25 protein-coding genes are annotated in these 26,088 nt (G+C 36.2%); 4 read left to right on the top strand and 21 right to left on the bottom strand.

From position 1 onward, the window contains the following. Positions 1-68: 68 nt before the first annotated feature. Both eutC and LRP83_RS06610 read right to left on the bottom strand, forming a co-directional pair. Entirely contained in the window at positions 69-941 is an 873-nt protein-coding gene (gene eutC / locus LRP83_RS06615) for an ethanolamine ammonia-lyase subunit EutC (protein ID WP_435531331.1), read from the bottom strand. A 9-nt stretch (positions 942-950) separates the two neighbouring features. Continuing rightward, entirely contained in the window at positions 951-2,309 is a 1,359-nt protein-coding gene (locus LRP83_RS06610; protein WP_230495901.1) for an ethanolamine ammonia-lyase subunit EutB, read from the bottom strand. A 497-nt stretch (positions 2,310-2,806) separates the two neighbouring features. On the opposite strand from LRP83_RS06610, the gene LRP83_RS06605 reads away from it, so the two are divergent. Beyond that, entirely contained in the window at positions 2,807-2,995 is a 189-nt protein-coding gene (locus LRP83_RS06605) for a hypothetical protein (protein ID WP_230495900.1), read from the top strand. Between the two features lie 1,115 nt (positions 2,996-4,110). Here the strand turns inward: LRP83_RS06605 and LRP83_RS06600 are convergent. The 3 genes from LRP83_RS06600 to LRP83_RS06590 all read right to left on the bottom strand — a co-directional run bounded on the left by LRP83_RS06600 (position 4,111) and on the right by LRP83_RS06590 (position 5,423). Then, on the bottom strand, positions 4,111-4,302 hold the full coding sequence (locus LRP83_RS06600) for a hypothetical protein (protein ID WP_230495899.1): 192 nt from the start codon (positions 4,300-4,302) through the stop codon (positions 4,111-4,113). 85 nt (positions 4,303-4,387) lie between these two features. Next, positions 4,388-4,834, bottom strand: a complete 447-nt coding sequence (locus LRP83_RS06595; RefSeq protein ID WP_230495898.1) for a YaiI/YqxD family protein — start codon at positions 4,832-4,834, stop codon at positions 4,388-4,390. A gap of 295 nt (positions 4,835-5,129) precedes the next feature. Then, a complete protein-coding gene (locus LRP83_RS06590) occupies positions 5,130-5,423 on the bottom strand; it encodes a hypothetical protein (protein WP_230495897.1) in 294 nt (97 codons plus the stop codon). A 535-nt stretch (positions 5,424-5,958) separates the two neighbouring features. Between LRP83_RS06590 and LRP83_RS06585 the strand changes: the two genes are divergently transcribed. Next, entirely contained in the window at positions 5,959-7,242 is a 1,284-nt protein-coding gene (locus tag LRP83_RS06585) for a phytoene desaturase family protein (protein WP_230495896.1), read from the top strand. A 5-nt stretch (positions 7,243-7,247) separates the two neighbouring features. Then, positions 7,248-8,096: an RNA polymerase sigma-70 factor gene (locus LRP83_RS06580; RefSeq protein WP_230495895.1), complete on the top strand. Its 849-nt coding sequence runs from the start codon at positions 7,248-7,250 to the stop codon at positions 8,094-8,096. Between the two features lie 149 nt (positions 8,097-8,245). Here the strand turns inward: LRP83_RS06580 and LRP83_RS06575 are convergent, their stop codons facing one another. From LRP83_RS06575 to LRP83_RS06505, 15 genes are all read right to left on the bottom strand, one after another. After that, entirely contained in the window at positions 8,246-8,395 is a 150-nt protein-coding gene (locus tag LRP83_RS06575) for a YjcZ family sporulation protein (RefSeq protein ID WP_230496001.1), read from the bottom strand. Between the two features lie 225 nt (positions 8,396-8,620). Beyond that, positions 8,621-9,361, bottom strand: a complete 741-nt coding sequence (locus LRP83_RS06570) for a protein-glutamine gamma-glutamyltransferase (protein WP_230495894.1) — start codon at positions 9,359-9,361, stop codon at positions 8,621-8,623. Between the two features lie 142 nt (positions 9,362-9,503). After that, entirely contained in the window at positions 9,504-10,355 is an 852-nt protein-coding gene (locus tag LRP83_RS06565; protein ID WP_230495893.1) for a DegV family protein, read from the bottom strand. 213 nt (positions 10,356-10,568) lie between these two features. After that, positions 10,569-11,675, bottom strand: coding sequence for a GerAB/ArcD/ProY family transporter (locus LRP83_RS06560; protein WP_230495892.1), 1,107 nt, complete (start codon positions 11,673-11,675; stop codon positions 10,569-10,571). 2 nt (positions 11,676-11,677) lie between these two features. Continuing rightward, positions 11,678-12,856 carry a Ger(x)C family spore germination protein gene (locus LRP83_RS06555; RefSeq protein WP_230495891.1) on the bottom strand — a complete coding sequence of 393 codons (1,179 nt, stop codon included), beginning with the start codon at positions 12,854-12,856 and terminating at the stop codon, positions 11,678-11,680. Continuing rightward, positions 12,853-14,433, bottom strand: coding sequence for a spore germination protein (locus LRP83_RS06550; protein ID WP_230495890.1), 1,581 nt, complete (start codon positions 14,431-14,433; stop codon positions 12,853-12,855). The genes LRP83_RS06555 and LRP83_RS06550 overlap by 4 nt, the downstream gene beginning before the upstream one ends. Positions 14,434-14,685: 252 nt before the next feature. Next, positions 14,686-16,167, bottom strand: coding sequence for an S-layer homology domain-containing protein (locus LRP83_RS06545; protein WP_230495889.1), 1,482 nt, complete (start codon positions 16,165-16,167; stop codon positions 14,686-14,688). A gap of 322 nt (positions 16,168-16,489) precedes the next feature. Further along, positions 16,490-16,840, bottom strand: coding sequence for a VOC family protein (locus LRP83_RS06540; RefSeq protein WP_230495888.1), 351 nt, complete (start codon positions 16,838-16,840; stop codon positions 16,490-16,492). A 132-nt stretch (positions 16,841-16,972) separates the two neighbouring features. Then, positions 16,973-17,227: an alpha/beta hydrolase gene (locus tag LRP83_RS06535; RefSeq protein ID WP_230495887.1), complete on the bottom strand. Its 255-nt coding sequence runs from the start codon at positions 17,225-17,227 to the stop codon at positions 16,973-16,975. Positions 17,228-17,712: 485 nt separating this feature from the next. After that, on the bottom strand, positions 17,713-18,735 hold the full coding sequence (locus tag LRP83_RS06530) for an electron transfer flavoprotein subunit alpha/FixB family protein (RefSeq protein ID WP_230495886.1): 1,023 nt from the start codon (positions 18,733-18,735) through the stop codon (positions 17,713-17,715). Continuing rightward, positions 18,736-19,563, bottom strand: a complete 828-nt coding sequence (locus tag LRP83_RS06525) for an electron transfer flavoprotein subunit beta/FixA family protein (RefSeq protein WP_230495885.1) — start codon at positions 19,561-19,563, stop codon at positions 18,736-18,738. It lies immediately after the preceding gene. 473 nt (positions 19,564-20,036) lie between these two features. Further along, complete coding sequence (locus LRP83_RS06520) at positions 20,037-21,380, bottom strand: hypothetical protein (RefSeq protein WP_230495884.1); 1,344 nt, start codon at positions 21,378-21,380, stop codon at positions 20,037-20,039. A gap of 194 nt (positions 21,381-21,574) precedes the next feature. After that, positions 21,575-22,516, bottom strand: a complete 942-nt coding sequence (locus LRP83_RS06515; protein ID WP_230495883.1) for an MBL fold metallo-hydrolase — start codon at positions 22,514-22,516, stop codon at positions 21,575-21,577. Positions 22,517-22,529: 13 nt separating this feature from the next. Further along, complete coding sequence (locus tag LRP83_RS06510) at positions 22,530-23,075, bottom strand: superoxide dismutase family protein (protein ID WP_230495882.1); 546 nt, start codon at positions 23,073-23,075, stop codon at positions 22,530-22,532. A gap of 91 nt (positions 23,076-23,166) precedes the next feature. Beyond that, positions 23,167-23,493 (bottom strand): YnfA family protein, encoded by a 327-nt coding sequence (locus LRP83_RS06505; protein WP_230495881.1) that lies wholly within the window; start codon positions 23,491-23,493, stop codon positions 23,167-23,169. A gap of 524 nt (positions 23,494-24,017) precedes the next feature. Here LRP83_RS06505 and LRP83_RS06500 point away from each other — a divergent pair. Continuing rightward, positions 24,018-24,443 carry an SRPBCC family protein gene (locus LRP83_RS06500; RefSeq protein WP_230495880.1) on the top strand — a complete coding sequence of 142 codons (426 nt, stop codon included), beginning with the start codon at positions 24,018-24,020 and terminating at the stop codon, positions 24,441-24,443. Between the two features lie 267 nt (positions 24,444-24,710). Here LRP83_RS06500 and LRP83_RS06495 read toward each other — a convergent pair whose 3' ends face one another. After that, positions 24,711-25,979 carry a mechanosensitive ion channel family protein gene (locus tag LRP83_RS06495; RefSeq protein ID WP_230495879.1) on the bottom strand — a complete coding sequence of 423 codons (1,269 nt, stop codon included), beginning with the start codon at positions 25,977-25,979 and terminating at the stop codon, positions 24,711-24,713. Positions 25,980-26,088 lie beyond the last annotated feature (109 nt).

Raw genomic sequence — 26,088 nt, 5'->3', positions numbered from 1 at the left:
TAATAGATTTCAGTTTAATAGGGCGATCACAGTTATCTTTAGAAATCGCCCTATCATTTACCATTGAACTATTTCATTTGTGCGAATTTCACTCCACTAGTTTTCGCTTTTAATACATCTGCTAGTAAATCAGCTAAAAACGCTCCAGCCTCAACAGGAGGGACTCCCCCTTCATGAATGTTAGAAATAACTGTTCGGTCAGCTTCAACTGTGTCTTGATTTGGGCGGTAGATGAGGTATGCACTAATACTTTTAGAAGTGGCAAGGCCTGGTCTTTCTCCAATTAAAGAGATAACAACATCACAATTAACAATCTTTGCAATTTCATCTTGAATCCATACCCGACTTCTCTTTATAAAAACTGGATCACCGATGGATATATTTCTCACCTTTAATCCTTGAATTAACGCAGGTAGTAAATCTGAAATATTAGCCTCAATCCCTGATGAGCTAAGTCCGTCTGATACAATAATCTGAACTTGTTTGTTTTTAGGTAAATGCTCCTCGGCCCATTTTCGTGAAGCTTCATCTAGCTTTCGGCCGCTATTTAAATTCATTAAATATTCATCCATCGAAGATGATTTTGATTGAAGAACCGGGAGTTGTAATTCTTTTAAAAACTCTTCAGATACCCCTTTAAAAACAGCATCTTGTGCTGCTGCATGATCGATACGGAAATCTAAATAATCACGTGTTTTCATTCGAGTACCTGTATGTCCAATTCCAATTCTTGCAGGGGTTATCTTTTGCACCTTTTCAATCATTTCTTCATCGGCTGGATTGTCCACTCCAACAGCTTTTTCTTTATTAAACACGACTTTCCGAATAACCTCTTCTACTTTTTCTTTAGAAGCATTTATACTATTAGTCTTGCTTTTTTCAACTTTTGTTAGTTCTTCCAAGACTTGTTTTACAATAACTTCAATATCCATCCTTTGAATCCTCCTTTCTTATTTAAAAATAGATAAATCTCCTGCCCGCTCAGTTAAACGTCCATTTTCCATTATCCCCATTTTCTCTAACCAAAGTTCAAATTCTCGTAATGGCCGTAGACCAAGCATTTCTCTTAAACTAGCGTCATCGTGATAACTAGTATCTTGGTAGCTCAACATAACATCATCCCCACCAGGAACACCCATGTAGAAATTCGCTCCAGCTAATGCTGTTAACATACCGGCAATTTCTTGGTCATTTTGGTCAGCTTGCATATGGTTCGTATAGGTTGGCGCAATTCCCATTGGAAGTCCGTGTAATTTCCCCATAAAAAGATCCTCAAGATCCGCACGAATCACTTGTTTGCCATCATATATCGTCTCTGGTCCAATAAAACCGGAGACATTATTTACCATGAAAGGCTTCCAATGGCGAGCGTACCCGTAGGTCCTAGCTTCAAGTGTTTGCATGTCTACACCAAGATGCGCATCTAAAGATACCTCTGAACCTTGTCCGGTTTCAAAGTAGAGCTGATTTGGTCCAGTTGACGTGCCATATTTAGCCATCATCTCAAAGGCCTCATCTAGAATTTCTTTAGAAATTCCAAAATCATTATTAGCCGCTTGTGTTCCAGCAAGACTCTGGAACATTAGAGCAATCGGAGCTCCTTTTCGTAAGGCTTGCATCTGTGTTGTTATATGAGCAAGTACACAGTTTTGTGTGGGAATTTCCCATTTTTGCATAAAATCATGAGTCATATGTAGGATTTTTGAAACGGACTCAACGGAATCATTATTTGGATTTACCCCAATCACCGCATCTCCGGATCCATAGGATAAACCTTCTTTCAAGGAAGCTAAAATACCCTCAGGATTATCAATTGGATGGTTGGGTTGACAACGGAACGCCAAGCGTCCAGCTTCACCAATAGTGGTATTACAGTGCGCAATCGGTCTTATTTTCTGTGAAGCCATCACCAAATCGATACTCGACATCAACTTAGAAACACCAGAAATCATCTCACTTGTTAAGCCTTTACTGATGCGGAACAGATCGGAGGTATTGGTTTTGTGGGACAAAATATAATCCCTTAACTCACCAACAGACCAATGAGAAATTTCCTTATAAATATATTGATTGATATCATCATAGATGATACGTGTCACTTCATCTTGTTCATAAGGAATAACAGGGTTTTCAAAAATTTCCTTAAGTGTAAGTTCACTTAAAACAACTTTAGCAGCCATACGCTCCAGATAGGATTGAGCAGCAATCCTAGCCATTTTGTCTCCCGACTTCTCCTCACTGGCCTTCGCTAATATCTCTCGGATTGACTGGAATTGAAATCTTTCGTTTTTAACAGTACAAGTATACATATAGCCATCTCCCTCCGCTTATAAATAAAGTCATATTTCCCCTTGTATTCAGAAAGCGTTTACAATAACAAGGCACGAAAAATAGACAAAAAGGCACCTTAATGGTTAGCCACATCAAAATGGACTAACAATTAAAGGCGCCTTCACCTAATTAAATTCACTTGTAACCTAATTATACCAAGCGAAAGAACTTAATGATAGATTTTTTTGTTTTCAAAGAATCACATGTCGGTCCCCTTACGCTGTTGTTGGCGATGTTTGTGTGCCGCAAATTCAATCGCTTAATAAATTAAGCTCATTTTGACATATCATCCTTACTGTAAATCAGAAAACTAATCTTGAATTAGTCTTTCAAAAATGAGCTCATATAAAGTAGGTTTTCCGTGTCCATTATACAGAAAAATAAGGAAAAGTTTCATTTCTTTCTAAAATGGCAAAAGAAAGGACTATGACTCTGCGAAAAATAAATAAGGGGACACCTATTTGGAGGTGTTCTCTTGAAAAAGCACGAGGACGGAGGGTTCTTTTACTTCATTTTGGAGCAGAAGACCTCTGCCCAAGCCCTCTTGATCCTTTACTTTATTTTATATAAGATTATACTTAAGATGAATATTCATATACTAAAAAAGAGCTACCAGCAGCAACTGGAAGCTTCCTATACAGCTAAACTGCAAGAAGAGCAGTGACCTGAGGCGAAATAATCCACCTAACTTTGTCAGAGCTGGGGTGGGTTATTTCTTTTTATGCGAAGAAATACCAACAGCGATTACTGCCACGATGGGCCATACACCGATTCCCCCCAAAAAGATACATGATCATCATTGGTAGATAAATAAGCGGAAAAATTTCCCTTAATTACAAAATAGCACTGAAAATAGCGGAAATAGACGGAAGAATTCCGATTATTTACTCAAAAAGCGTTAATTTGGGTCATTTCGCTTCGCTTAACCGGAAAATATCCGCTTATTTACCCCAAATCCAGCCCTATTACGAAGTTTAACCGGAAAAACTCCGCTTAATTATTAAGGTGTCTTGCCCTGTCAGTAGACATTTGTCCATGGTTAGGGCCAGACACCGATTTCCCCCCAAAAAGGTACATGATCATCATTGGTAGATAAATAAGCGGAAAAATTTCCCTTAATTACAAAATAGCACTGAAAATAGCCTAAATAGACGGAAGAATTCCGACTATTTACTCAAAAAGCGTCAATTTGGGTCATTTCCCTTCGCTTAACCGGAAAATATCCGCTTATTTACCCCAAATCCAGCCCTATTACGAAGTTTAACCGGAAAAACTCCGCTTAATTATTAAGGTGTCTTGCCCTGTCAGTAGACATTTGTCCATGGTTAGGGCCAGACACCAATTTTGATAGAAAAAACTTCAAAAAGCCTATTAATCATAAGCAAATTCTATGTAGTAGGTACTACCTGCAACTTCTTTTGCGGCGAAAAAAATTTCTTCTTAATATCGTGTTTCAAGCCAAGAAGCGTGAAACTCACTATTACAAAAAACGATGATTTCATCTTCATCTATAAGTATTGCGGTTGTACCAGCTCAGCTCACCTCAACTGGAAGTGCCACTGCCCACCCAGCTTACCTTCTATTCGTTACCGTATTCCCTTCCTGCCTTGGGTTTCGGGCACGATTACATTCTATTTGTTACCATTTTAAAATGTTCAAATAGTAGTATTTTTAATACCTACGCATGGACTGAAAAATTTTTTTCCTTGACAGTCTAAAACAAAAACACCTAGACGGATTTCTTGCTTCCTTTCGAACCAAAGGAGCCGTCCCTGTTCACTACTTTCTAGGCTGATCAAGTGCTTGGTAGGTTAACTGGTACTTTCCGCCGTCAGCAACTTCTGAATGATACAAAGCCTTGAGGGCATTGTTTTTTTCGAGGCCATGTTCTGCCTTTAATTCTTTTAGGCGTGTATGTAATTCTTTGTTATCCTTAATGAGCTGTTGCATTTGCGATTTCATATACTTCATTATATTTATCTCCTTCCAGAACCCTAATTACCTTTTAGGAATTTTCGAATCATTTTTAGTTTTATTAAAATCCTCTAAGCCTTGGCTATACATAACGAGAAATAACTTGGTTAAAAAGTGCCCTAAATTGCTCCCGATCTTCTGCAGTAAAAGGCTTTGGTCCCTTTGTTCGCTTACCGCTTTTTCGAGCCATTGCACTTAAATAACGTGTTTGTAATAATTGGTCTATGTTTTCATTTGTATAACTAAACCCTTTATGGTGGAGAACTATATTTCCTTTTGCCAATCCTAGTGAAGCAAGACCATAATCTTGTGTAACAATAATATCACCTTTTTCTGCTAACTTCATAATCCGATAATCTGCAGCATCTGCTCCTGAATCCACATAAATGGTTTCCACCCCTGATGGTTGTTCTACATTAGAAAAATGAGAAAAGCTAGTAACCAGAATAACTGGAAGTTCAGCGTTCCTTCCTTCAGAAATAATAATATCTTTTACCGGACAGGCGTCGGCATCAACTAATATTTTCATCTTTATCTCTCCTGTAAAGAAGTTCAAATTAATTAAGCAATAATTTGATAAATTGATCTTTTTCCACTTATGGAGGTTGAGGTATGGTGTTCTTGTTTTGGCACACAGATTATTAGATATAAAACATTTATCATCTTTCGATTACGATACAATTTTGTCTCTTATATTTTTCATGATTTGAATTAAAAAGAGGTATCAGATGGTTTAGAGATAAGTCTTCATATCTACATCTAGTGAATGGTATATTAATCTCAACATCCTCATTATTAATCCATACTTTCCATAGTTCTAAAATCTATCCTTCTCTTATATTTTCATTTAAAAACTCTAGTAATTGTTTTGTCCTCAGTTCTGAATAGTGAAAATTCACTTCATATACGAACAGAAAGCTTGAATACCCACTTACATCATAGTAAGTATCCTTTTTTAAGACCAATTCATTTAAATCGTCCTTTTTTTCAACAAACAATATTTGAGCACTCGGGTCCATATCCTCCCAAGGCACCAATTCATGTGGTTTTATTCCTAAATGTATAGCTTTTAACTGTAATATACTTTGCCTTTGTATTATCCACTTCTGGAATTTCATAATTTGTTGCTATAAATGTACATGAACTCAATTTCTCATATCCTCATAATAATTTTTATCACCATAATTGAGAAAAGGCGTGAAGGTTAATCATTATTGCCCAAATGATATTATTTTATTGTACTATAAAACACATGCAAAACTATGGTTATACTTGAAAATTCATTTGGGTTAATCGGTATGGGCCATAACCATAAGTAACCGAGGGATCCTTATAATCAGTTGCTAAATCGGATAAGCACATCGGAACCGATAAATAAACGGAAAAATTCCTGTTAATTAGTTAATAGCATTGAAAATAGGTTATATAGACGGAGGGATTCCGACTATTAATTCGAAAAACGTTAAAATGGGGGATTTTGCTTGGCATAAGCGGAAAATCTCCCCTTATTTAGCCCGAAAGGAGCTCCATTCTGAATTTAACCGGAATTTCTCCGCTTATTTCGCTGGTTAGTTAATTTAGGACAAGCCATCAAGTCACAAACCCCCTCACTCCCTCGTCATGTGAATGAAGATAACAATTGGAGGTTTTCAAATGACTCAAAAATGGGATGTCGTGATTATCGGTGGCGGATTGGCTGGGTATGTTGCGGCGAATTATTTAGCTAAAACCAATTTATCCATATTAATACTTGAAAAAGGTGCAAAGGTTGGCGGTCGAGCTCGGACAGATCGAATTCATCAACAGTATTTCAATCTTGGTCCACATGCTCTTTATAAAAAAGGAAAAGCCAAACCAATTCTTGAAGAATTTGGTGTTCAACTGATGGGGAAATCACCGAAACAAAGTGTCACATTAATTGATCATGAAATGAAATATGTTGCCCCTTTTTCGCCTTTAGGACTACTGTCAACGAACTACTTAAATTGGAAGGAACGCCTTGATTGGATGGGCATTTTACTAAAAATACAGCAAATGAATCTAGCAGAATTAGCAAATTTGTCTTTTAAAAACTGGGTTGTTCAAGCTACCCCATCACTAAAAGTTCAAAGCTTACTATTTATTTTAGCTAGACTTTCAACTTATTGCCACGGACCTGAAGTATTGAGTGCTAAACTAATTATGACCCATATCAAAATCGCACTTGGTGGTGTCCTTTATCTTGATTATGGTTGGCAATCGCTCATAGACCAACTTCATAACCAAGCCGTTATCAAGCATGTAAAGGTTCAAACTCGTACAAATGTAAAGGAAATAACGCAAGTAGACGATGGTCATTTCAGACTAGAAACTTCTACAAGTAAGAATATAACAGCAAGGTATGTTATCAGTACGATTGGACCACATGAATTGAATCAAATTTTAAGTGAAAGTGTCACCATGACTCAGCGTGGATTTTTTACCGATATTAACAGTGTTCAAGGTGCCACTTTAGATGTTGCATTAACAGAGTTACCTGATGCGAAGCAATTATTTGCTATGGGTATAAGTGAGCCGATGTATTTCTCCGTACATTCTCATTATGCCCGACTCTCTAATCATCGTAATAGTGTGGTCTTACATGTTTTTAAATATTATCATAACAAAGAAGCGATTGATGGAAAGAAGGTTCAACTCGAGTTGGAACAATTTTTAGATAAAGTCCAGACAGGCTGGCAAAAATTTGTGATTACTAAAAGGTTTATACCACAAATTACTGTCAATCAGCGCTTCCCACTTGTTGGAGATGAGCAAAAACTAGTGCCACGTTCTAAAACTACTATACCAGGATTATATATAGCAGGAGATTGGGCTTCACCTGACTACATCTTATCAGAAGCGGCCATCAGTAGTGGCAAAGCTGCAGCAGAAGCGATTATCTCTAAAGAAATGGAGTGAAAAGCGTGCAAATAAGCAATGATGATTATCTGCAGTACAAACCATTATTGTTTTCATTGGGTTACAGGATGTTAGGTTCGGTTGCGGAAGCTGAGGACCTTGTCCAAGACACGTTTTTAAAAGCGTATCAAGTCAATGATGAGAAGATTGAGAATAAAAAAGCGTATCTGTGCAAAATGATGACGAACCGCTGTCTTGACTTACTCAAATCGGCACGGCATCGGCGAGAACAATATATCGGCCCATGGAATCCGGAGCCTTTACTTTTAGAAAATGATCCATCAGAAGTTATTATCCAAAAAGAAGGATTAAGCTTTGCTTTTTTAAGAATGATGGAGCATCTATCTCCAGACGAACGTGTTGTCCTGCTTTTCAAGGAGGTGTATGGCTTTTCTTATAAAGAGATTGCGATTATCCTAGAAAAGAAGGAAGAAGCCTGTCGAAAGCTTTTTAGCCGGGCAAAGCAGAAAATGTCCCAAATCGAGGGAGAAAGCCTAAACTATGAAACGAATGCGTCCATCGTTTATCGCTTTATCCATGCATTTCAAACCCAAAATATAACTGCTTTATTTGAGATAATCCATGAAAATGTGACCCTTTACTCTGATGGCGGCGGAAAGGTAAATGCAGCTATTCGCCCAATCGTGTCATTATCAAATGTATTATCATTACTTTACGGTGTCGTCAAAAAAGCTCCCAACGACTTCTTTTTTGAAGTTAAAAATATAAATGGGCAGCCTGCTATTGTAAATCATATGAATAACAAAGTTCAAAGTGTCATCAGCTTTTATATAAAACAAGATCAAATACAAGAAATCTATATTTCTATGAACCCAGATAAACTGAATTTTTGAAGCATTGGGACGGTTTGAGAGCACCAAAGAAGTTGAGTGTGTCATTCATTTCCAATTAAGAAAGCCGCTCTTGTTTATGTTGATCTACCGACAAATGAAAAAAACTCCAGTTCGTATTCTGGAGTTTTCATGAAATGCTATGATATCAATTAGTCTATGCAAACACAAAGAGTTGCCCCAACAATGATTAATAGAATAAATAACACAACTATTAATACAAAATCATTGCATCTATTTACAGGGGCTGCATAACAAAAGGCAGGCTCCGGATAGCATGAAGGTTGAATTGGTAGTGGCATAGGTTGTGGCATGGGCTGTGGCATAGGTTGTGGAGGTATATTGGCACTTAAAACAGGTGGTGCGTTTTCCATTCTAAACATTTTAACACTTCCCTTCTTTTCAAAAAAAGGTAACTAGGTCTTAACACTACAGTATACTCGGATTGATGAAAAGGGAGCCCGTCTAGTAGTAAATATAGAAATTTGTTTTCGTCTGGGTTAGTGTCATGTACAAAGGGAATCTAACTAGGCCAATGATCTTAGAAAAACTAAATCTTTAAAAGACGGTCTTGTAATTAGATTTGTCAGATAGGCAGACATCTTACTTCCAGGCATTCTTTTTTCATTCAAAAGTTCAATCATTTCTTCAGTGGTCCTAATTCCAAAACCATGTCCAAAAAAGGTTCCGTCTCCCAAATCAATGACATTTTGTCCTCTCCACCAATATTTTTTGGGGTCAACATCGGGATTATCAATATAAACAACATCTCCTGGAACAAGAAATTTTCCAAAAAAGGTATAAATTTTATAATCAGAAGCTAAATGCCAACTATATAAAAAGAGGTTCTGGAAAATGGCATTAAATGAAGTATCGCCAATTATTTTTAGAAGGGCGTAGTAATAGATCATGACAATAGCAGTTGCACATTCAAACGTATAAAGTGAACTATTTACGAATATATCACGAATGGCGTCAGATGGTTTTGCTCCAAGCCTCAGTTGAAATACACCAACATTCGACACCTGCCAGTATTGAGGGTTTCCTCGAGCATTTTTGAAAATATTAAACTTTGCCTTACCCTTTTTCATCTCTTTTGCACTATCTATGATGTTTTTTCTTACATTCAGCTCAAATATTAACTCATCGAGGTTCTGATAGGAATATATTAGCTTTGCTTCATTCATTCGTTTGATAATGGTACCTTCAATACTTTCAGATTCCCACAAGTCCGTCTTTTGTAAGGGTTTCCCCAGTATTTGTATCATTTAATCCCCCCATCTATAGTAAAAATAACTCTTTCTTCATGCATATTCCAAAAACACAGGGACGGTTCTTCAAAACGAAGAACCGTCCTTGTGCCCTTTTTGAGTTTAATTGACCATGACTAGAGGGTGATTTTTTCAAAAATTATTCTTCTATTCCAGCAATTCCGAATCCACCTGGTCCAGAGTGAGTAGATATCATGGCACCAGCTTGAATCCATTTTACATTTTTGAATCCTTTTTCTTTTGCGATTTCTTCCATTCTTTGCATGATTTTTTCATCAAGGCCGATGGAGTAGATAAAATAAAGTTGTTCTCTATCAATCTTGTACTCATTTAAATAATCTTGGAAGACTTTTTCTGCCACAGCTTCCATTTTTCCACGATACTTTTTTGTTGAAACTAGCTTTCCATCTATTAACTCGATAAGTGGCTTTATTTTTAACAAAGCCCCCCCTAGATAGGCGACATTACTTACGCGTCCACCTGCTCTTAAAAATTCTAAGCTTCCTGGAACAAATGCTAGTCTCGATTTAGGAACGATTGCTTTAATTTTTTCAACTAAGTGTGCCGGCTCAATCGTAGGTTCTTTCTCTAACAAATCGGCAGCATACATCACAATAGCAGCCAACCCACCTGTCACATTCAAAGCATCGATTAGAAAAATATCATCGAGTTCTTCGCATGCAATGACAGCACTTTGGAAAGAAGCAGACGCTTTTGACGTGTATCCAATATGAATAATAATGCAGTCTGGAAAGTTATCTTTGATTCTCGTAAAAAACTCATGATATTCATGTGAATTTGTAGCCGATGTAGAGGGGATTTTTTTGGTCCTCTCATAATAGTCATAAATTTCCCCTACAGGTAAATGTCCATCTAGATAATCGTGTCCATCCATAACTACATGCATCGGGACAACTTGGAGATTATGCTTCTCAACTAATTCAATTGGTAAATCCGCACCACTTTCTGTCGACAAAATAATTTTTCTCATAAATATAATCCACTCTCCTATAAAAGGGCAATCCTGTTCGTTCAGTATTCTTATTAACAGTCTATCCTAGTATAGATGAGAAAGGAAGCAGATGGCGGTACAAGACCGCTGAAAAAGTCTATTTTTTCGACTTTCCTCTTATTATGTTCTAATATTTACTGTTCCAATGATTTAATTTTTTTTGTTACGATGGTTTTTATCCAAGTGAAAGATTCATTTATCCCCAATAGATACTCTTTTTGTTCTTTTTCGGATGCTTCCTACCACCCATAATAAGAACGGAATAATCATCATATTCACTGGTAAAACAAACTTTAACCAATAAGTTTCTATATATTTGAATCCATGAAGGTTTTCGTTTTTAAATTGAAAGCACAAAATAAAAGAAATGACTGCTACAAACCAAATGGTCTTTCGCCAATCCTTAACCTTGAATAATTGAGCAGTTCCATAGCTAGCAATGAAAAAATAAACTGATAATTTGATAAATACACTGAGAATCCAAACTATTACAGCAATTATTTCAAGGTTTTGTATAAATTCCATAATATTAATATAACCGATCATATCAAAAAAAGGATAACTTTGTTTGGCTGCTACTTCAGGACCAATAATCATTATTATTCCAATGACTACAAAAATCGTCAAAGTGCCTGCAAGAAGTAAACCCCAAATCGTTTTAAATGGCCCCCTTTTTTTATCATCCAAAAATTTAATTAACATTAGGATTATGACAACTTCTGCAAAAAAAGCAGTAGAGGGTACTGCACCCTTTATAATTGGAATAAAACCTGTATCTAAGAAAACAGGCAGAATTTTTTTAAATTCCATATTAGTTATTGATAAAAGAATTAATAATATTGCAGATAAGAAAATGATAGGACCAAATACTTCACTGCTGCGTCCAATTCCTTCAATTCCTGAGCTGAAAACGACATAAATCACTAATAAGAGCATGGAAAAATAAAACAGCCATGGAGGTGTATTTGGAAGTAATATGGCAATGGCAAATACAGTGAACTCACTTATTATATTTGCAATGACTGTATACCACTGTACCAAATAAACGAGGACAATAAGTGTACCTATCCATTTACCGAATACAAATTTACAAAGTTCAACTAAGGTAAGTTCAGGGTACAATTGTCCAGCTTTTATGGCTATAAAAATACAAAAAGTACCTAACAAGAGAGAAACAATATAGGAAATCCATGCGTCTTGTTTTGAATGGTTTAGAACCCTTGAGACAGAAATTAACATGGTGTTTCCAATTATAAAAGAAAACATCATCCAAAAGATTTGGTTTCCAGTAATTTTCATAGTTAACTCCCTCCATTTTTATTCAATACGGAAGGTCCTGTTATCCCGATATTATTTATTTTTATTTTCGTTGTTACCTTTACATCTGCTTGAGTAAAATATTGATCCCAATCGTCCTTTAAATCCTTCCATTTTCGAGGATCTTTTCTATGAATGACTTCTCCAAAACCAAATATATCCTGACCAGACTCAGATTGAACTTTTTTAATGGTACTTAAAACTTGTTTTTTGGCGAGTTCATTGAACGCTTTTTCAAATTCTTTTAAATCTGATTTCTTTTCGGGATTTAAAAGGGTATTATTTTCAAATAAGGTACCTTCACCACTCAATTCCACTTTGAAAGTAATGTGGTTACTTTTTTCAATAACAGGTTTAATTTTACTGCTCAAATGGTGTAATTGTAAGGTCGCATTCCCATCTCGTAATGGAGTGGATAATGTATGTTTTGGCAAATAACCAAGAATCCAAAGTAAATCTTGATTTTCAGTTTGATTGAGCATACCAACCATTTTTAATTCTTTGTTAAAAATACCCAAACCAGCTACCTGAACTATTGACTCTTTTTTATCTGAATTCTCTCCAGTTTGAGTCTCTGTAATCTCAATTAAAGGAATAGTCGGCCTTAAGCCATCACTATTAGCCGCGTTTAGAAAATCTAAAAATACAGTCGAACCTCTACCACCTATTTGTTGATGCTCTTTTAATGCTGCAATGGCAGATGGCTTTTCCAAAGGGTTGGATACATTTAATACATTTATAGCAGTATCGCCTTTTACTACAAAAACATCTGTGCGAATACTTACCTCCGATCCTCTCGTCACATTGTCTAACTCCTTGCTAATTCCTCTCCTTGCTAACTCTTCTCCGATAAAGAATACCTTACGTAGACCATAAAAACCTTTCCGTGAAAGTTTGGCTTCCATTTTTTGAAAAGCATCACCTAAATTTACTCCCTCGTCTGAAAGGATAAAGTGATCCTTTCCTTTACTTCCCCCATTTTGATTTTGCATATTGGCAGGAATGACAATTTGTCCACTAACTTTTAAACCATCTTCCTTCCCCACATCAAACCCGGATGCCAACCAGATTGCTTGTTCATTCAGTTCCGTTCGGTCCCAACAACCTACTAATACAAGCAAGCATAATAAAAATATTAAACATTGATAAATTATTTTGCTCATTCACGAGGTTCTCCTTTAGGCGGTCTTGGTTTTTGCCCTTTTGGAATTCTAGTTTTATCTCCCTCCGAGATGAATGTTGGTCGAATATGTAATGACCATCTCGGAGCCCTTATGATCGTATCTTTTAATTCTTGATAATTTAATGGTGAAACTGGAGTAAAATAGGGAACTCCATATGATCTAAGATTGACTAAATGAATCGTAAGGGCAATAAAACCAATGATAATTCCGTATAAACCAAAACATCCTGCTAAAATTAGCATGATAAAACGCAACATTCGAAAAGCAAGACCGAAATTGTATCTCGGAATGGCAAATGATGCAATTCCAGTCGTTGCAACTACAATTACCATTGGGGCAGAAACTATACCAGCTTGAACAGCTGCTTGTCCAATTACGAGAGCACCGACAATACTTACAGCAGATCCAACAGCTTTTGGTAATCGAATACCGGCTTCTCGTAACCCCTCAAACATGAACTCCATAATAAGCGCTTCAATTAATGCCGGAAAAGGAACTCCTTCTCGCGCTGCAGCAATACTGATTAGCAATGTAGTGGGAATTAACTTAGGATGATAGGTTGTAAGTGCAACATATATAGAAGGTAAATAGAGTGAAATCAATATTAAATTAAAACGAATAAACCGGATAAATGTGGTATACATAAAACGCTCGTAATAATCCTCTACTGCGTGAAATCCACTCCAAAAGGTCATAGGAATAATGAGAGCAAATGGAGAATTATCAACTATGATAGCAACTCTTCCCTCTAGTAGATTACCAATTAAAATGTCTGGCCTTTCTGTGTTTTGTATCTGAGGAAAGGGAGAGTATGGGGCATCCTCAATGAATTCCTCCAAAAATTCCGAACCAAGCAATCCATCAATTTGAATGCGACTTATTCTATCGCGTAATTCCTCAAGTAATCCGGTTGGAGCAATTCCGTCAATATAAGTAATGACCAAATCGGTTTGTGAGAGCTCACCTACAGAAAAAGTTTCCATTTTAAGTCTTGAACTGCGAACTCTTCTTCTTAAGAGAGCAGTATTTGTACGAAGGGATTCGGTAAATCCATCTCTTGGGCCACGAATGGTTACTTCAGTTTGTGGTTCTTCCACACCTCGTTTCTCATACCCTTGTAGAGAGGCTAGAATAGCCTTAGATTCACCATCCACCAAAATTCCTACATTAGCCTTAAGAATTCCATCCACCAAATCTTGAACCTTTTCTACATGACTTACTTGGGATATAGCTAATTGTTTTTGTTCTATAACTTCTCCAATAGAATGTACTTTAGTAATTCCATTAGGAAGCCCATCATAAAGAATCGGCTTTATTACATCCGCTTCAAGACTTTTTGTATCAATTAATCCGTCAATATATATTAGTAAAATCTTCGTTTTATTGTTTTCTTGGATAGCTCTGAACACGATATCAGAACAATTTTGAAATAATTCTTTTAGCAATTGTTCGTTTAATTCGAGGTCAGAAAACAAATATTCAGACTTTAAATCCGGCTTAGGCAAGCTTTTAATCATCTCTTTTGAATTTTTTTTAGTCTTAGACTTCTTGAACATCCACAAAACAACCTTTACGAAAAGAGTACCCATAGTATTCCAATTAAAAATTACTTTTACTCCGTATAGAAATATTAAATGATTAGAATATTTGAAAAGAATTTAAACAAGCCAAAATACCATGTTTATAAAAAAACATGGTATTTTGGCTTGTTGGTTTTGACATTCAAAAACCTCAGCTTCCTCTTTATTATAACTTTGTCCAATTGATGTGATTTACTGTCTTTTGACGATACCGTAAGCCACTTTTAGTTATTTAAATTGATCATAGTAATCGTAACGGTCTACTTCGACACGAATAATGGAACCAATTTTTATTACGCTAATGTTTAATCCAAGTGTGCCTTCTTTGTTTCGATCACTTTTCGGAAAATCAATATATGCGTTCCCACTCAATAATCCCTGAATGTGAAAAATATCAGAGTTCTTTTCTCGAATGATCTTAATTGATTTTGACTGATCATGTACTTTATAGTCGCTAAAATCACCTTTATCTTTACTCAAATCAATCGTCACTTTCGGTATTTCTTCAATTGAAAAAGTATCCAAGTAAAAATCTGAAGGGTTATAGGTTGCTCTTACACCATAGCGGACCTTAGTTCCCTTGGCATATTCTACCGTTGCTATATATTCACCTCGTTCCGTTAGAGGAAGGCAAATGGCATTAACAGAAACATATTCATGACAGACTTGAAACTTAATCGATTCATCGATAAAGCTTCCGTCCATTGTGCTTAGCGATACCTTCTTAATAGGTTCTTTCGTTACCGTTAACCGAGCATTGGTTGAAATAATATCAGCTGTTTCTTCAAAATTCAATTTTAATTGACCGTTTTCTTTTGTGACATGAATATAATACTTTTTATTTTCAATCTGGATGCCGGTTCCCGCATTTTCCTTTTGACCATTAAGAGAGAATTTTTGTGTTCCTACTTTCATTGGAACGACTTGAAGTACTTTTGCGGTTTTTTTATTCGGAATCACTTGAATGATTTCTTTTTCATTTTGTTCAGGTGCTAGAAAACGATTGTGATAATCATCGAACCCTCTAAACAGAAACCAGCCATAGTCACTCGCTTTTAAGGTAACCGTTTCTGAACGGACTTTTTCTGTTTTAATTATTAGAACGGCTGCTTGAGCTCTGGAAATGGGGTGATTCGGACTAAAGGTTGTCGGTGATGTTCCAGAAGTGATACCCAATTTATGTAGGGTATACACCGAGTTTTGATGACTAGCTAATTTTTCAATATCTTTAAAGGGATTTCCTGTAGAACTGTAAGAATAATAGTGAAAATCGAAAGCTTTAATAAGGATGGATGCCATTTGAGCACGTGTAATCTTGTCATTGGGTCCAAACCTTCCATCTGCATATCCACTGAAAATCCCTTTTTCGGCAACAGCTGCAATAGCTCCAAAATTCCAAAGGGTTGAAGGTACATCTTTAAATCCTGGGTTCTTTTTTATATTCTTTGTATCAAGCTTTAATAGCTTTGCGATTATGGCCGCAGCTTGGCCGCGCGTAATGGCTGCATCTGGTTTGAAGGTGCCGTCTTGATGACCACCAATAATATTTCGCTCAGCAAGTTGATAGACAGCACTAGCATATGGCTTATTAGATGGTACATCAGAGAACTCGATTGAATTTGATTCCGCCTTGGCCTGTGAACTAAATAAACTTAAAAAAAGTGCGAATACAACCACAATCGTTGACCACTTACTTCGTGTCGTTTGCATTTTACACCCCTCCTATGAAAATACTATCCAATTAAAATGTAATCATATATATGATGATTAGGCAATGATCTTCCATTTCCAAAAACTCCCTATATCTTGAGTACAGTACTAATAAAGACATTTGTTCCAATCACATGGTGGGTAATATAGCAAAAACACCCACACGCGTTGATGAGCTCCAACATTTGTGAGTGTTTTAACGATACTTGTCCATATAATCTAATGGTTTTTCAGAACTTCCTAATTTCCACTAAACATTCCTATTTTCCAAAAGGTATGCCGCTGTATTCTCTTTGGATCACTTTGTTGATTATCCAGGAGATTATTTCTCCCAAATTTCAATCCATCTTCCATCTGGATCAGAAATCCAAAGAAATGTACCATACTCGCTTTTTTCAGGTTCCTTTAAAAGTGGTATTCCCATTTTGTTGAAATGCTCCATCCAAGCTTCGATATTTTCGACTTGAAAATTTAACATGACAGATTGTTCTTTCGGAAAATAATCACTATCTTCTTTAAAAAGAGAAAAGACCGTTACGTGTCCATCATCCTGCTTGAAGATTGTGCCATTCCAATCATCCATCGAAATTTTCAGCGTTTCTTTATACCAATTCTTTAATGAAACAACATCTTTTGTTCTCCAAAAAACCCCACCGAAACCTATAATTTTCAAAGCAATAACCTCCAATTAATATTTATTGAGAAATAATTTATTTGTTTTTCATTATCGTTTACAATTTACGATATTTCATATGTATTTTCACCATTTTTTGGTCACTTGAGGGTTTCTATTTATCGTAAAAAATTAAAGCCCCTTTATCCAACGGCCAGCCATCTCTATCCAATTTGATACTTCTGGTTGCAATGTTAACTCATTATCTATGGCCTTCGTTTCCTCTGTACCAAGAGACAATCCATGGACACCCTGTGGGTAAATATGCATTTCTAGAGGAACTTTATTTTTCAACAGGGCTTCAGCAAACAAAAAACTATTTTCAACAGGAACAGCACTATCTGAATTCGTGTGCCATAGGAAAGTTGGAGGGGTCTCGGATGTCACTTGTTTCTCCAATGATATCTTAAAACACAAGCATGATAACCCATTGCATTCAAACGAATGGCTATAGGTTCTCCCTCTCTATCTGACGTATGAACATACCCTCCCCCTGGGCATATCACAATCATCGGTCTTTTTCAATCAGGATCTATTTTCGGTGTGTTATCTAGAATATAGGTTAATAGAGTAGCTGTTTCATGCTCATACTTAATCTCAATCCTCTTGTGAAGCATATCCTCTCACCTTTCTAGTTAAGTAATGGAATACACTGTATTTTAAGTACTTCGACATTGGTCTAGATTTTCCTTCACAAAAACTTCGTTAAGCCAATGAGTGAATTGACGAAAGAAAAGAAGCTAAGAACCTGATTACATTAGGTTTTTAGCTTCTTTTATCTGTAAATTTATTAAAACCTGCAAAAATTTATAGTAAGTGTCTTAAGGGTTTTTTGCTTCTATTCTAAAGACCGAAGAACCGTACCTATCGTTTTATTTAGTTACTTTTTCCTTGGCTAAAGCATGTTCAAACATCTCAATTAGTAAAGGCACAATCTCAAACGCATCGCCTACAATTCCATAATGACAGTTTTGGAAAATAGGAGCTTCTTTGTCCTTATTAATGGCAATAATGATTCCTGAATTTTTCATTCCTACAATATGTTGAATCGCCCCGGAAATTCCAATCGCAAAATAAATTTTTGGCGTTACTGTTACTCCGGTTTGCCCTACTTGATGAGGGTGGTCGATCCAACCCGCTTCCACCACGTCCCTGCTGGCACCAACCGCTCCTCCAAGAGTTTCAGCCAACCGGTGTATTAACTGAAATCCATCGAAGCTCCCTAATCCTTTTCCGCCTGCGACAATGATGTCTGCTTCGTCAATTTTTACTTTCTTTACTGTTTCCTTCACAATTTCTAGAACTTTAGTGCGAATATCTTCTTCTTTTAAAGATATAGTTTCTTCAACAATCTTTCCTGTTCTCCCTATTTCAGGGGGAAGTGCCTTCATGACTTTGGAGCGAACTGTTGCCATCTGTGGACGATATTTTTTACATAAAATAGTCGCCATAATATTTCCGCCAAATGCAGGTCGGCTCGCTAATAGTAACCCTGTTTCCTCTTCCACATCGAGCTCTGTTGTATCTGCTGTCAGTCCTGTCGGTAGATCGGTGGCTACCGCACTTGCTAGGTCTTTCCCAGTGGAGGTAGCCCCATAGAGGATAATTTCTGGTTTATGTTTATCACTGCAATCCAGCAGCGCTTTCATATAGGATTCCGTTCGGTAATGTTTAAAGATTGGTTGATCATAAACATACACGGTATCTGCACCAGCTTCAAAAACGGTCTTTGTTAAATGTTTAACATTTTCACCTATTAGAATACCTGCCAATTCCACACCGCGTTTGTCTGCCAACTTTCTTCCGGCACCTAATAATTCTAGCGATACAGATGCGACCATATCATCCTTTTGCTCAATGAATACCCAAACACCTTTGTAATCTTTGAAATCCATTTACACGCCCTCCTTTGCTTCAAACAATTCTTTCTTTTCAAGCAGGACAGAGAGTAATTGCTCCACTTGTGCCCGTGGGTTGCCTTCTAGTATCGATCCCCCTGCCGGTTTAGGCGGTGCCCATACTTTGGAGACTATGGTTGGAGACCCCTTCAAACCAAGCTGTGTAATATCTACACCTTCTAGGTCGTCGACCGACCAGATTTGTGGAGTATATCTGGCCGCTTTTATCATGTTTGGAAGCGGAGAATATGGAACTTCATTGATCGTTTTTTCAACGGAAAATAAACACGGTAATGTGGAACGAACAGCTTCATATCCATCCTCTAACTTGCGATGGACTATCGCATACCCTTCTTCTTGATTAATTTCTACAACTTTGTTCACAGATGTCAGTGGTGGAATATCGAGCCTCCGCGCAATTCCGGGACCGACTTGACCGGTATCCCCATCGATGGACATTTTTCCACAAATAATCAAATCAACTGGCCTTGTTTTGGCTATTTTCTCAATCGCTTTTGTCACAGCATAGCTCGTTGCCAATGTATCTGCACCCGCAAACCGGCGGTCTGTAATTAAATAGCCTTCATCTGCGCCAATTTCAATACACTTTTTAATTGCCGAAACCGCTGGTGGCGGTCCCATCGTGACAACAGATACGATTCCTCCATATTTATGCTTTAGACGAACTGCCTCCTCAACGGCATGAGCGTCATAAGGATTCAAAATCGCTGGCGCTGTCCTGCGGTCCATCGTGTTTGTTTTTGGATTCATTTTTATAATTTTGGTGTCAGGTACTTGCTTAATACAAGCTACAATATGCAGCATATAACCACTCCCTTTCATAAATAAACATAGATCCTTTTCCTAAACGTACAGGCAGTTTTTTCGAGAAAAAGCCCTTTTACGCCCGTCTATATTTACTTTATTAAAGAAGTGGTCCATACATTCGAATTTTCTGACAATATCTCTATATTAATTACCTCTTCCTAGATTTGGGTTAGCTTTATCCAAGAAAAACCCTTTGTCACCAATGCCCCATAATCCTTTCGGTAAAAAGGTACAATAAAAAAGTTCCTTACATTTCTGATACTCCACACGCATAAATGCGGTGGGTTCTACTATCTATAAGCTTCTCATGTTCGTACACACACTTTTCCCATTAGAAAACGGTATTGGAAACAGGAACTGACTTATAGAAAATATGAACATTCACAGCCAAGACAACCTCTGTCGTCATTAACGGCTGTTTCTTTTTAGACCTAATGGTCCCGGTCGTATCAAACCGCAATTATTTTCAATTAAGCTACCGTTTTGGTAGCCTTTTTATTTTTTACTTTTATTCCCGAGTTTAATGTTAGTGTTGGTTGGTTTTCAAGATTTTCTATTTTCTTGTCATGCTGTTTTTTAAACAAATCAAATTGATCGATACACAATGATCTTTTTGATTTAGTTCCACTATTGTTCGAACACATAAGTAAAAACGCCGAGTACAAATCCCTTTGAACGTTAGTCCCATCATCAAAACTATGCCATCTTTCCTTTAACTCTTTCTTGTTATATTGATTAGATATGTGGTCATATTGACTGGCTTTGAACTTGGTTGTTTGAACCTTCTTAAATGTTCCTCCAGCCTGTAAAACCTTTTGTTCTAATAGACGAACAAACATGGCAGGAGCTTTCTGGGCAATGGATTTTCCAAACCGCTTTTTCTTTTTGTACTTTCCAGTCTTTTCACTTATTTCTGTTTTTTTTGATCGCTTCTGGAGTGCTTTAAAATTCATTTCTTCAATGAAAAAAGTGTTTCCAAGAGTTAGAATTCGATTGGCCTCATATTGGTGACTAAACTTTCGATATAAACTTTGCTTTCGATAAAGCTCTTTTAATTGATTTTTGCACTTTCTATAACGATGAGAGTATTTCCATACTTTTTTACCCTTTTTAATTCTGCCTTTTTCATCGAAGTTTTCTGGATTCATCGTTCGTCTTGAACGGTCTAGTTTTCGTTTTAATCTTTTAATACTACGGTCAATGGAATCGATATAATGGAGGGCTTCTTTTACATATGTATCTTTTTCTTTTATGATCAGTGGGATCATCTTGAGGTTGTATTGGATATGTCTATTTTTATAAATCCATCCTGTGGTGTTATTTTTCCCTTCAAACGTATTCATTTCGCCTTTTTTAACAAATTTGACCTTACTAGCTTGTCCGAATAGTTTTTTCTTAAAGGTATTCCAAGCTCTTGTCGCCGTTTTTTGTGCAACAAGAGAATGAACCGTATTCTGGAAGTGAGAACGAACCCCTTTAATATAATTATGCATGGAGTATTCCGTTAAACCAAACTCCCCCTGAAGAGACTGAAGATTCTTGATGAGCCCTTCTCTCTCTTTTCCTAACTTTATCAAAGCCGTTTCATCCCTTTTTTTAGATTCTATTTTGCGATTTATGGCTTTAAGTTGACTGTAAATCCTTTTATATTTTTTCGTTCTTTTCATTTGTTCTTCTCTTTTAAGGTATTGCCCCAGTGCAGTATTATATATCACACGATTACATTCCAATTCTTTTACTATCGTAGAGCGAGTAGATGACGATACCAACATTTCCATTTCAATGATGAATGACGGAGTTGTTTCTCTTGCCATAATGTTCACTCCTTAAAATCAAACATATGTTCCTATAATCATAATACCAAAATGGATAGTTTTATGCAATAAAAACCCGTTCCGTTCATCCCCATACTTAAAAGTAGGGGCTTTCCTGAACGGATTCTGGTAAGAAACATTAATTTTCCACATATTAAAAATTTTCCGAACACCTTAACCTAGAGCTAATCAGATCACTTCTTTTTTTTCTTTAGATTGCCGTTCACAAAGTTTTGGATAAACTCCAGTTGTTCTTCATTTGCCGTTGTCTTTCTTACATCATTAAATCTAGTGATTGCTTTATCTAGAGAATCTTCTTCACCAACCATTTCTCCGATACTTATTATATCATTAAAGATAAACCACATTTCTTCGTGGGTTTTCGGAGTTTGATGACCGGTCACATAGTAATTTACATCATATTTATTTATTTTATCTACTAGGTATTTAAATTCGTCCTTGTCATAACTCCATTCACCACTATAAAAATCCTGATAGATGCAATCTCCAAGAAACATTACTTTTTCATCAGGAATATAAATAATGGACGAATCCTGTGAATGAACCCCTCCAACATGTTCAACAACACAACTTATACCACCTAAATCAATTTCGATTTTATTATTAAATGTTAGATCCGGCGCCTTCAATTCTAAATGTTCGCGCGTAGGCATTTCTCGTTTTATCATTTCACTACAAAATTCAATTTCTTCACCAGTCTCCACTCGCTTATCTATTGAAGCATCATCCCATTGTAGGGTTTTCATATACTCTATTTTCTTCTTCGTTTCCTCATGACTTATCGTTAATAAGCCCATTGTTTTAATACCAAAGACATGATCCCAATGCCAATGTGTAATGACAACAACCTTTACCGGCGATACATCCATGTTTTCTACTAGATTAAGAAAATCTCTTGCATGTGCAGGTGAATTCCCTGAATCAACAATCAGACTAAAATTATCACCACAAATTAAACCTAAGGTAGGACGGTCCGTTTCTGAATAATGAGGCATATAATACACCCTCTGTGCTAGTTTTTCCAGCATTACATTACCTTCTTTCATATTTTCTAAATCAAATAAAACACGAGGAGAGCTCTTTTGCTTCAGTCTAAAAGCAGATGAACCAGCCACGTGTTCTATTATGTTAGTTTAAAATATTCCCACCTGCAACTCGATCACCCGAATTCCCTGATGGATCTGTCTTATAATCATCTTCCATGGCATGAATAATAAGTGATTTACCTAAGATGCTATTAGGTTTTCCTTTTTCAAGGGTTAAGTCTTTAAGCTCAAAGGTTTGATTAGCGTTTCCTTTAGCATCCACTTCAAGGTTAAGTAAATCACCTAGATGAGGTCCCTCAGGGTTTAAGTGACCATGCTTTTTACCAGTCGGATTAAAATGACTTCCAGCAGTGTTAAAGTCATTGCCTACTATGGGATTTTCATGAATATGAAATCCATGCTTCCCTGGAGTAAGTCCAGAAGCATTAATAGTCAACCTTAGAACATTTCCACTATGCTCAAAAGAAGCCGTCCCCATTCTTTCCCCTTTATTATTCTTTAAATCAATAACAAAGGAATCCATATCACCTTGTTTTGCATCCTTATTCCCGTAAACACCTTGAGCAAAAGCAATTCCAGCCACCAAAAATAGAATTGAAAACAGCATAAATGAAATTGGTTTTTTCATAAAATTCCCTCCTTCCTATTTACAGTCTGACAAAACCGGAAACTATTTATTCAAATTTCACATAAAATTTGATAGGAAGCATTAATTTATTTTAATGACGAGGTGCTAATAACATCACCGAAACACCAATAATACATATACCCGCACCGACCCAATCATAGAAATCAGGTGTTTTCTTATCTATGCCCCAGCCCCATAATACTGAAAGGACAATAAAAACCCCTCCGTAAGCAGCATACACTCTTCCGAAAGATGGAAATGATTGCATCGTAGCAATAATCCCATATAAAACTAATGCAATCCCTCCGAGGATTCCTAAATATGAAGGTTTATCCTCCCGTAACCATTGCCAAATTAGATATCCACCGCCGATTTCAGCAACACCAGCTATTGTAAAAAGTAAGACTGCCTTAAACAATTTACACACACCTTTCTAATACTTTAGCTTTAACATTCAATGAAAATGTATGATGATTATTCTACTATTATAAACTATAATAGAATGGATAAAGGATGTGATATTATGGTGGAACAGATTTTAACCGCCATCGACAATTGGACAACCGGTTTAACCAATTAAAAGACAGCATGGAACTCATAAAGCTATGTACCTCAACATCTCTTCGGCATAAAATTCAGAGGAAACCCTGAATCATCACTAGTTACTTCTTTATCTAACAAAATAAGTAGAAACCTTCAATCTAAAAAATACTTACTATAACAATAAGATTAGTCACCGTGATGGCTATTTTATTTTTTTAAGTATTAAACACAAAAAAAGAGCCGAAAATAAACTAGTTAGTAAATAAAAACTTGCATTTATAAACTATTTTTTTACTATTTAGAATAGGGTAAGGCTTTGAAATGTCCTACAATAGTGTCAGACATCTATTGTGAAGAATTCGCTAAAAAAAATTTAGTATTAAGAGAGGCGCAAAATAAATGGAAACATCTAAAATAACTGTAGAAACAACCGTCCAAGCACCAGTTAACAAGGTATGGGAATTATGGACAGAACCAACTCATATAACAAAATGGAACAATGCTTCAGATGATTGGCACACTCCAATAGCTGAAAATGATTTGCAGGTTGGCGGAAAATTCCTTACAAGAATGGAAGCTAAAGATGGTAGTTTTGGATTTGATTTTGGTGGCGTTTATCATGATGTTAGGTTACATGAGGCTATTTCTTATACCTTAGGTGATGGAAGACAGGTTTCTATCACTTTTGTTAGTCAAGGTAACGAAACAAAGGTCATTGAAGCTTTTGATGCTGAAAGCACCAACCCTATTGAGATGCAAAAAGCCGGCTGGCAGGCGATTTTAGATAATTTTAAAAAATACGTTGAAAATTCAAAAGAAGATTAGGAAATAAGGAATTAAATACAAGAAAAACACAGGGAAGGTTCAATTGCTTCGATTTGAAGTAGAAGAACCTTCCCCTTTTTTTTATAAAGGCAGTTTCGCAAATATTGTTGCTTTTCGAAATCATGTTGACCCCGTTCGTAATCTTACTTCGTGGCATCTTTTCGTAAGTTCTTCTTACAAAATACTGCCTAAACAAGAGGATACTTTTAAAATAGGTCCAAATATCAACAAAGTGTTCGAAAAGAGCCTTTACAAGAGTGATGAGCATTAATAATTTGTTTCTCTTATCCTAACATTATCACGTGATTCCTCTACCATATGTTTAAAGTCATTCCCAGAAGGATTCTGGAAAATATGAAGGCCAAACTCCGTTGCTACTGCAAAAAGATGGTCAAAAATATCGGATTGTATTGATTCATACACATTCCAACGAATATCATTGGTAAACGCATAAATTTCTAGTGGTAAACCATTTTCAGTTGGTGCCAGTTGTCTTACGAGTAGTGTCATTTGCTGACTGATTCCTGGGTGATTTTGAAGGTAATGAGTGACATACACCCTGAATACACCGATATTTGTTAAAGCCCGACCATTTACTCGATTTTGCCTATTATTATCAAACTTTGTATTGTATTCAGCAATTTCACTTTCCTTATTCGTTATGTAGGTGGAAAGATAATCGATTGTTTTAAATTTCTCAAGCATTTCGTCGGTGCAAAATGTGATACTATTCGTATCGATAAATAAAGATCGCTTGATTCGACGTCCACCGGCGTTTTGCATTCCTCTCCAGTTTTTAAAAGAGTCGGATATAAGAGCGTAGCTTGGGATCATAGTAATCGTTTTATCAAAGTTTTGAACTTTAACCGTATTCAATGAGATATCAATGATATCCCCATCTGCTTCATATTTAGGCATTTCAATCCAGTCACCAACACGAACCATATCATTCGCTGCTAACTGTATGCCAGCTACAAGTCCTAATAATGAATCTTTAAACACTAACAAAAGAACAGCAGATAAGGCACCAATCCCACTAAGTAGAATAAAAGGACTTTCCCCCATCAGATTAGAAATAATGACGATTCCACCTAAGATGAAGAAAATAATCTTAGCTACCTGAATATAGCCCTTGATTGGCTTAATCTTAGAAATTTCAAATGTTAGATAAATATCATTACATGCATTTAAAAAGCTATTAATAACCATTAATCCTACAACGATTAGATAGGCAATAGCCCCTTTTTTAATCAAATGTTGATAATCTGGGAATGTTTGAGCAAAGTAAAAAATAATAATAGCTGGAACAATATGAGATAACTTGCGAAAAACCTTCCTTTCCATCAACATATTATCCCAAGTGTATTTAGTACTATTTACAACTTTAGTGATAACTCTCAAGATTACCTTCTTCGTAATAAAGTTCGCAATAATACACACGATTCCTATAAACAGAACCATAATGATAACAGCTAGATAGTGAGTTAAGTCTGGATCCATATTATATTCAAGTAGTTTTTTGTGAATAATCTCCATCAAATTTCCCCTTTTTAAGGCTAATCTTTATGTCGTACAAAACGTTAATTATTATCTGAGTTATAGATACACATTTTAAAACAGAAGTAAATAAAAGAACCAAACATAT

This window comes from Pseudoneobacillus rhizosphaerae (assembly GCF_917563885.1).
In the GTDB taxonomy this organism is placed as follows: domain Bacteria; phylum Bacillota; class Bacilli; order Bacillales; family Cytobacillaceae; genus Pseudoneobacillus; species Pseudoneobacillus rhizosphaerae.
The sequence above is the reverse complement of the archived record's forward strand: the minus strand, read 5'-3'. Positions and strand labels throughout refer to the sequence as shown.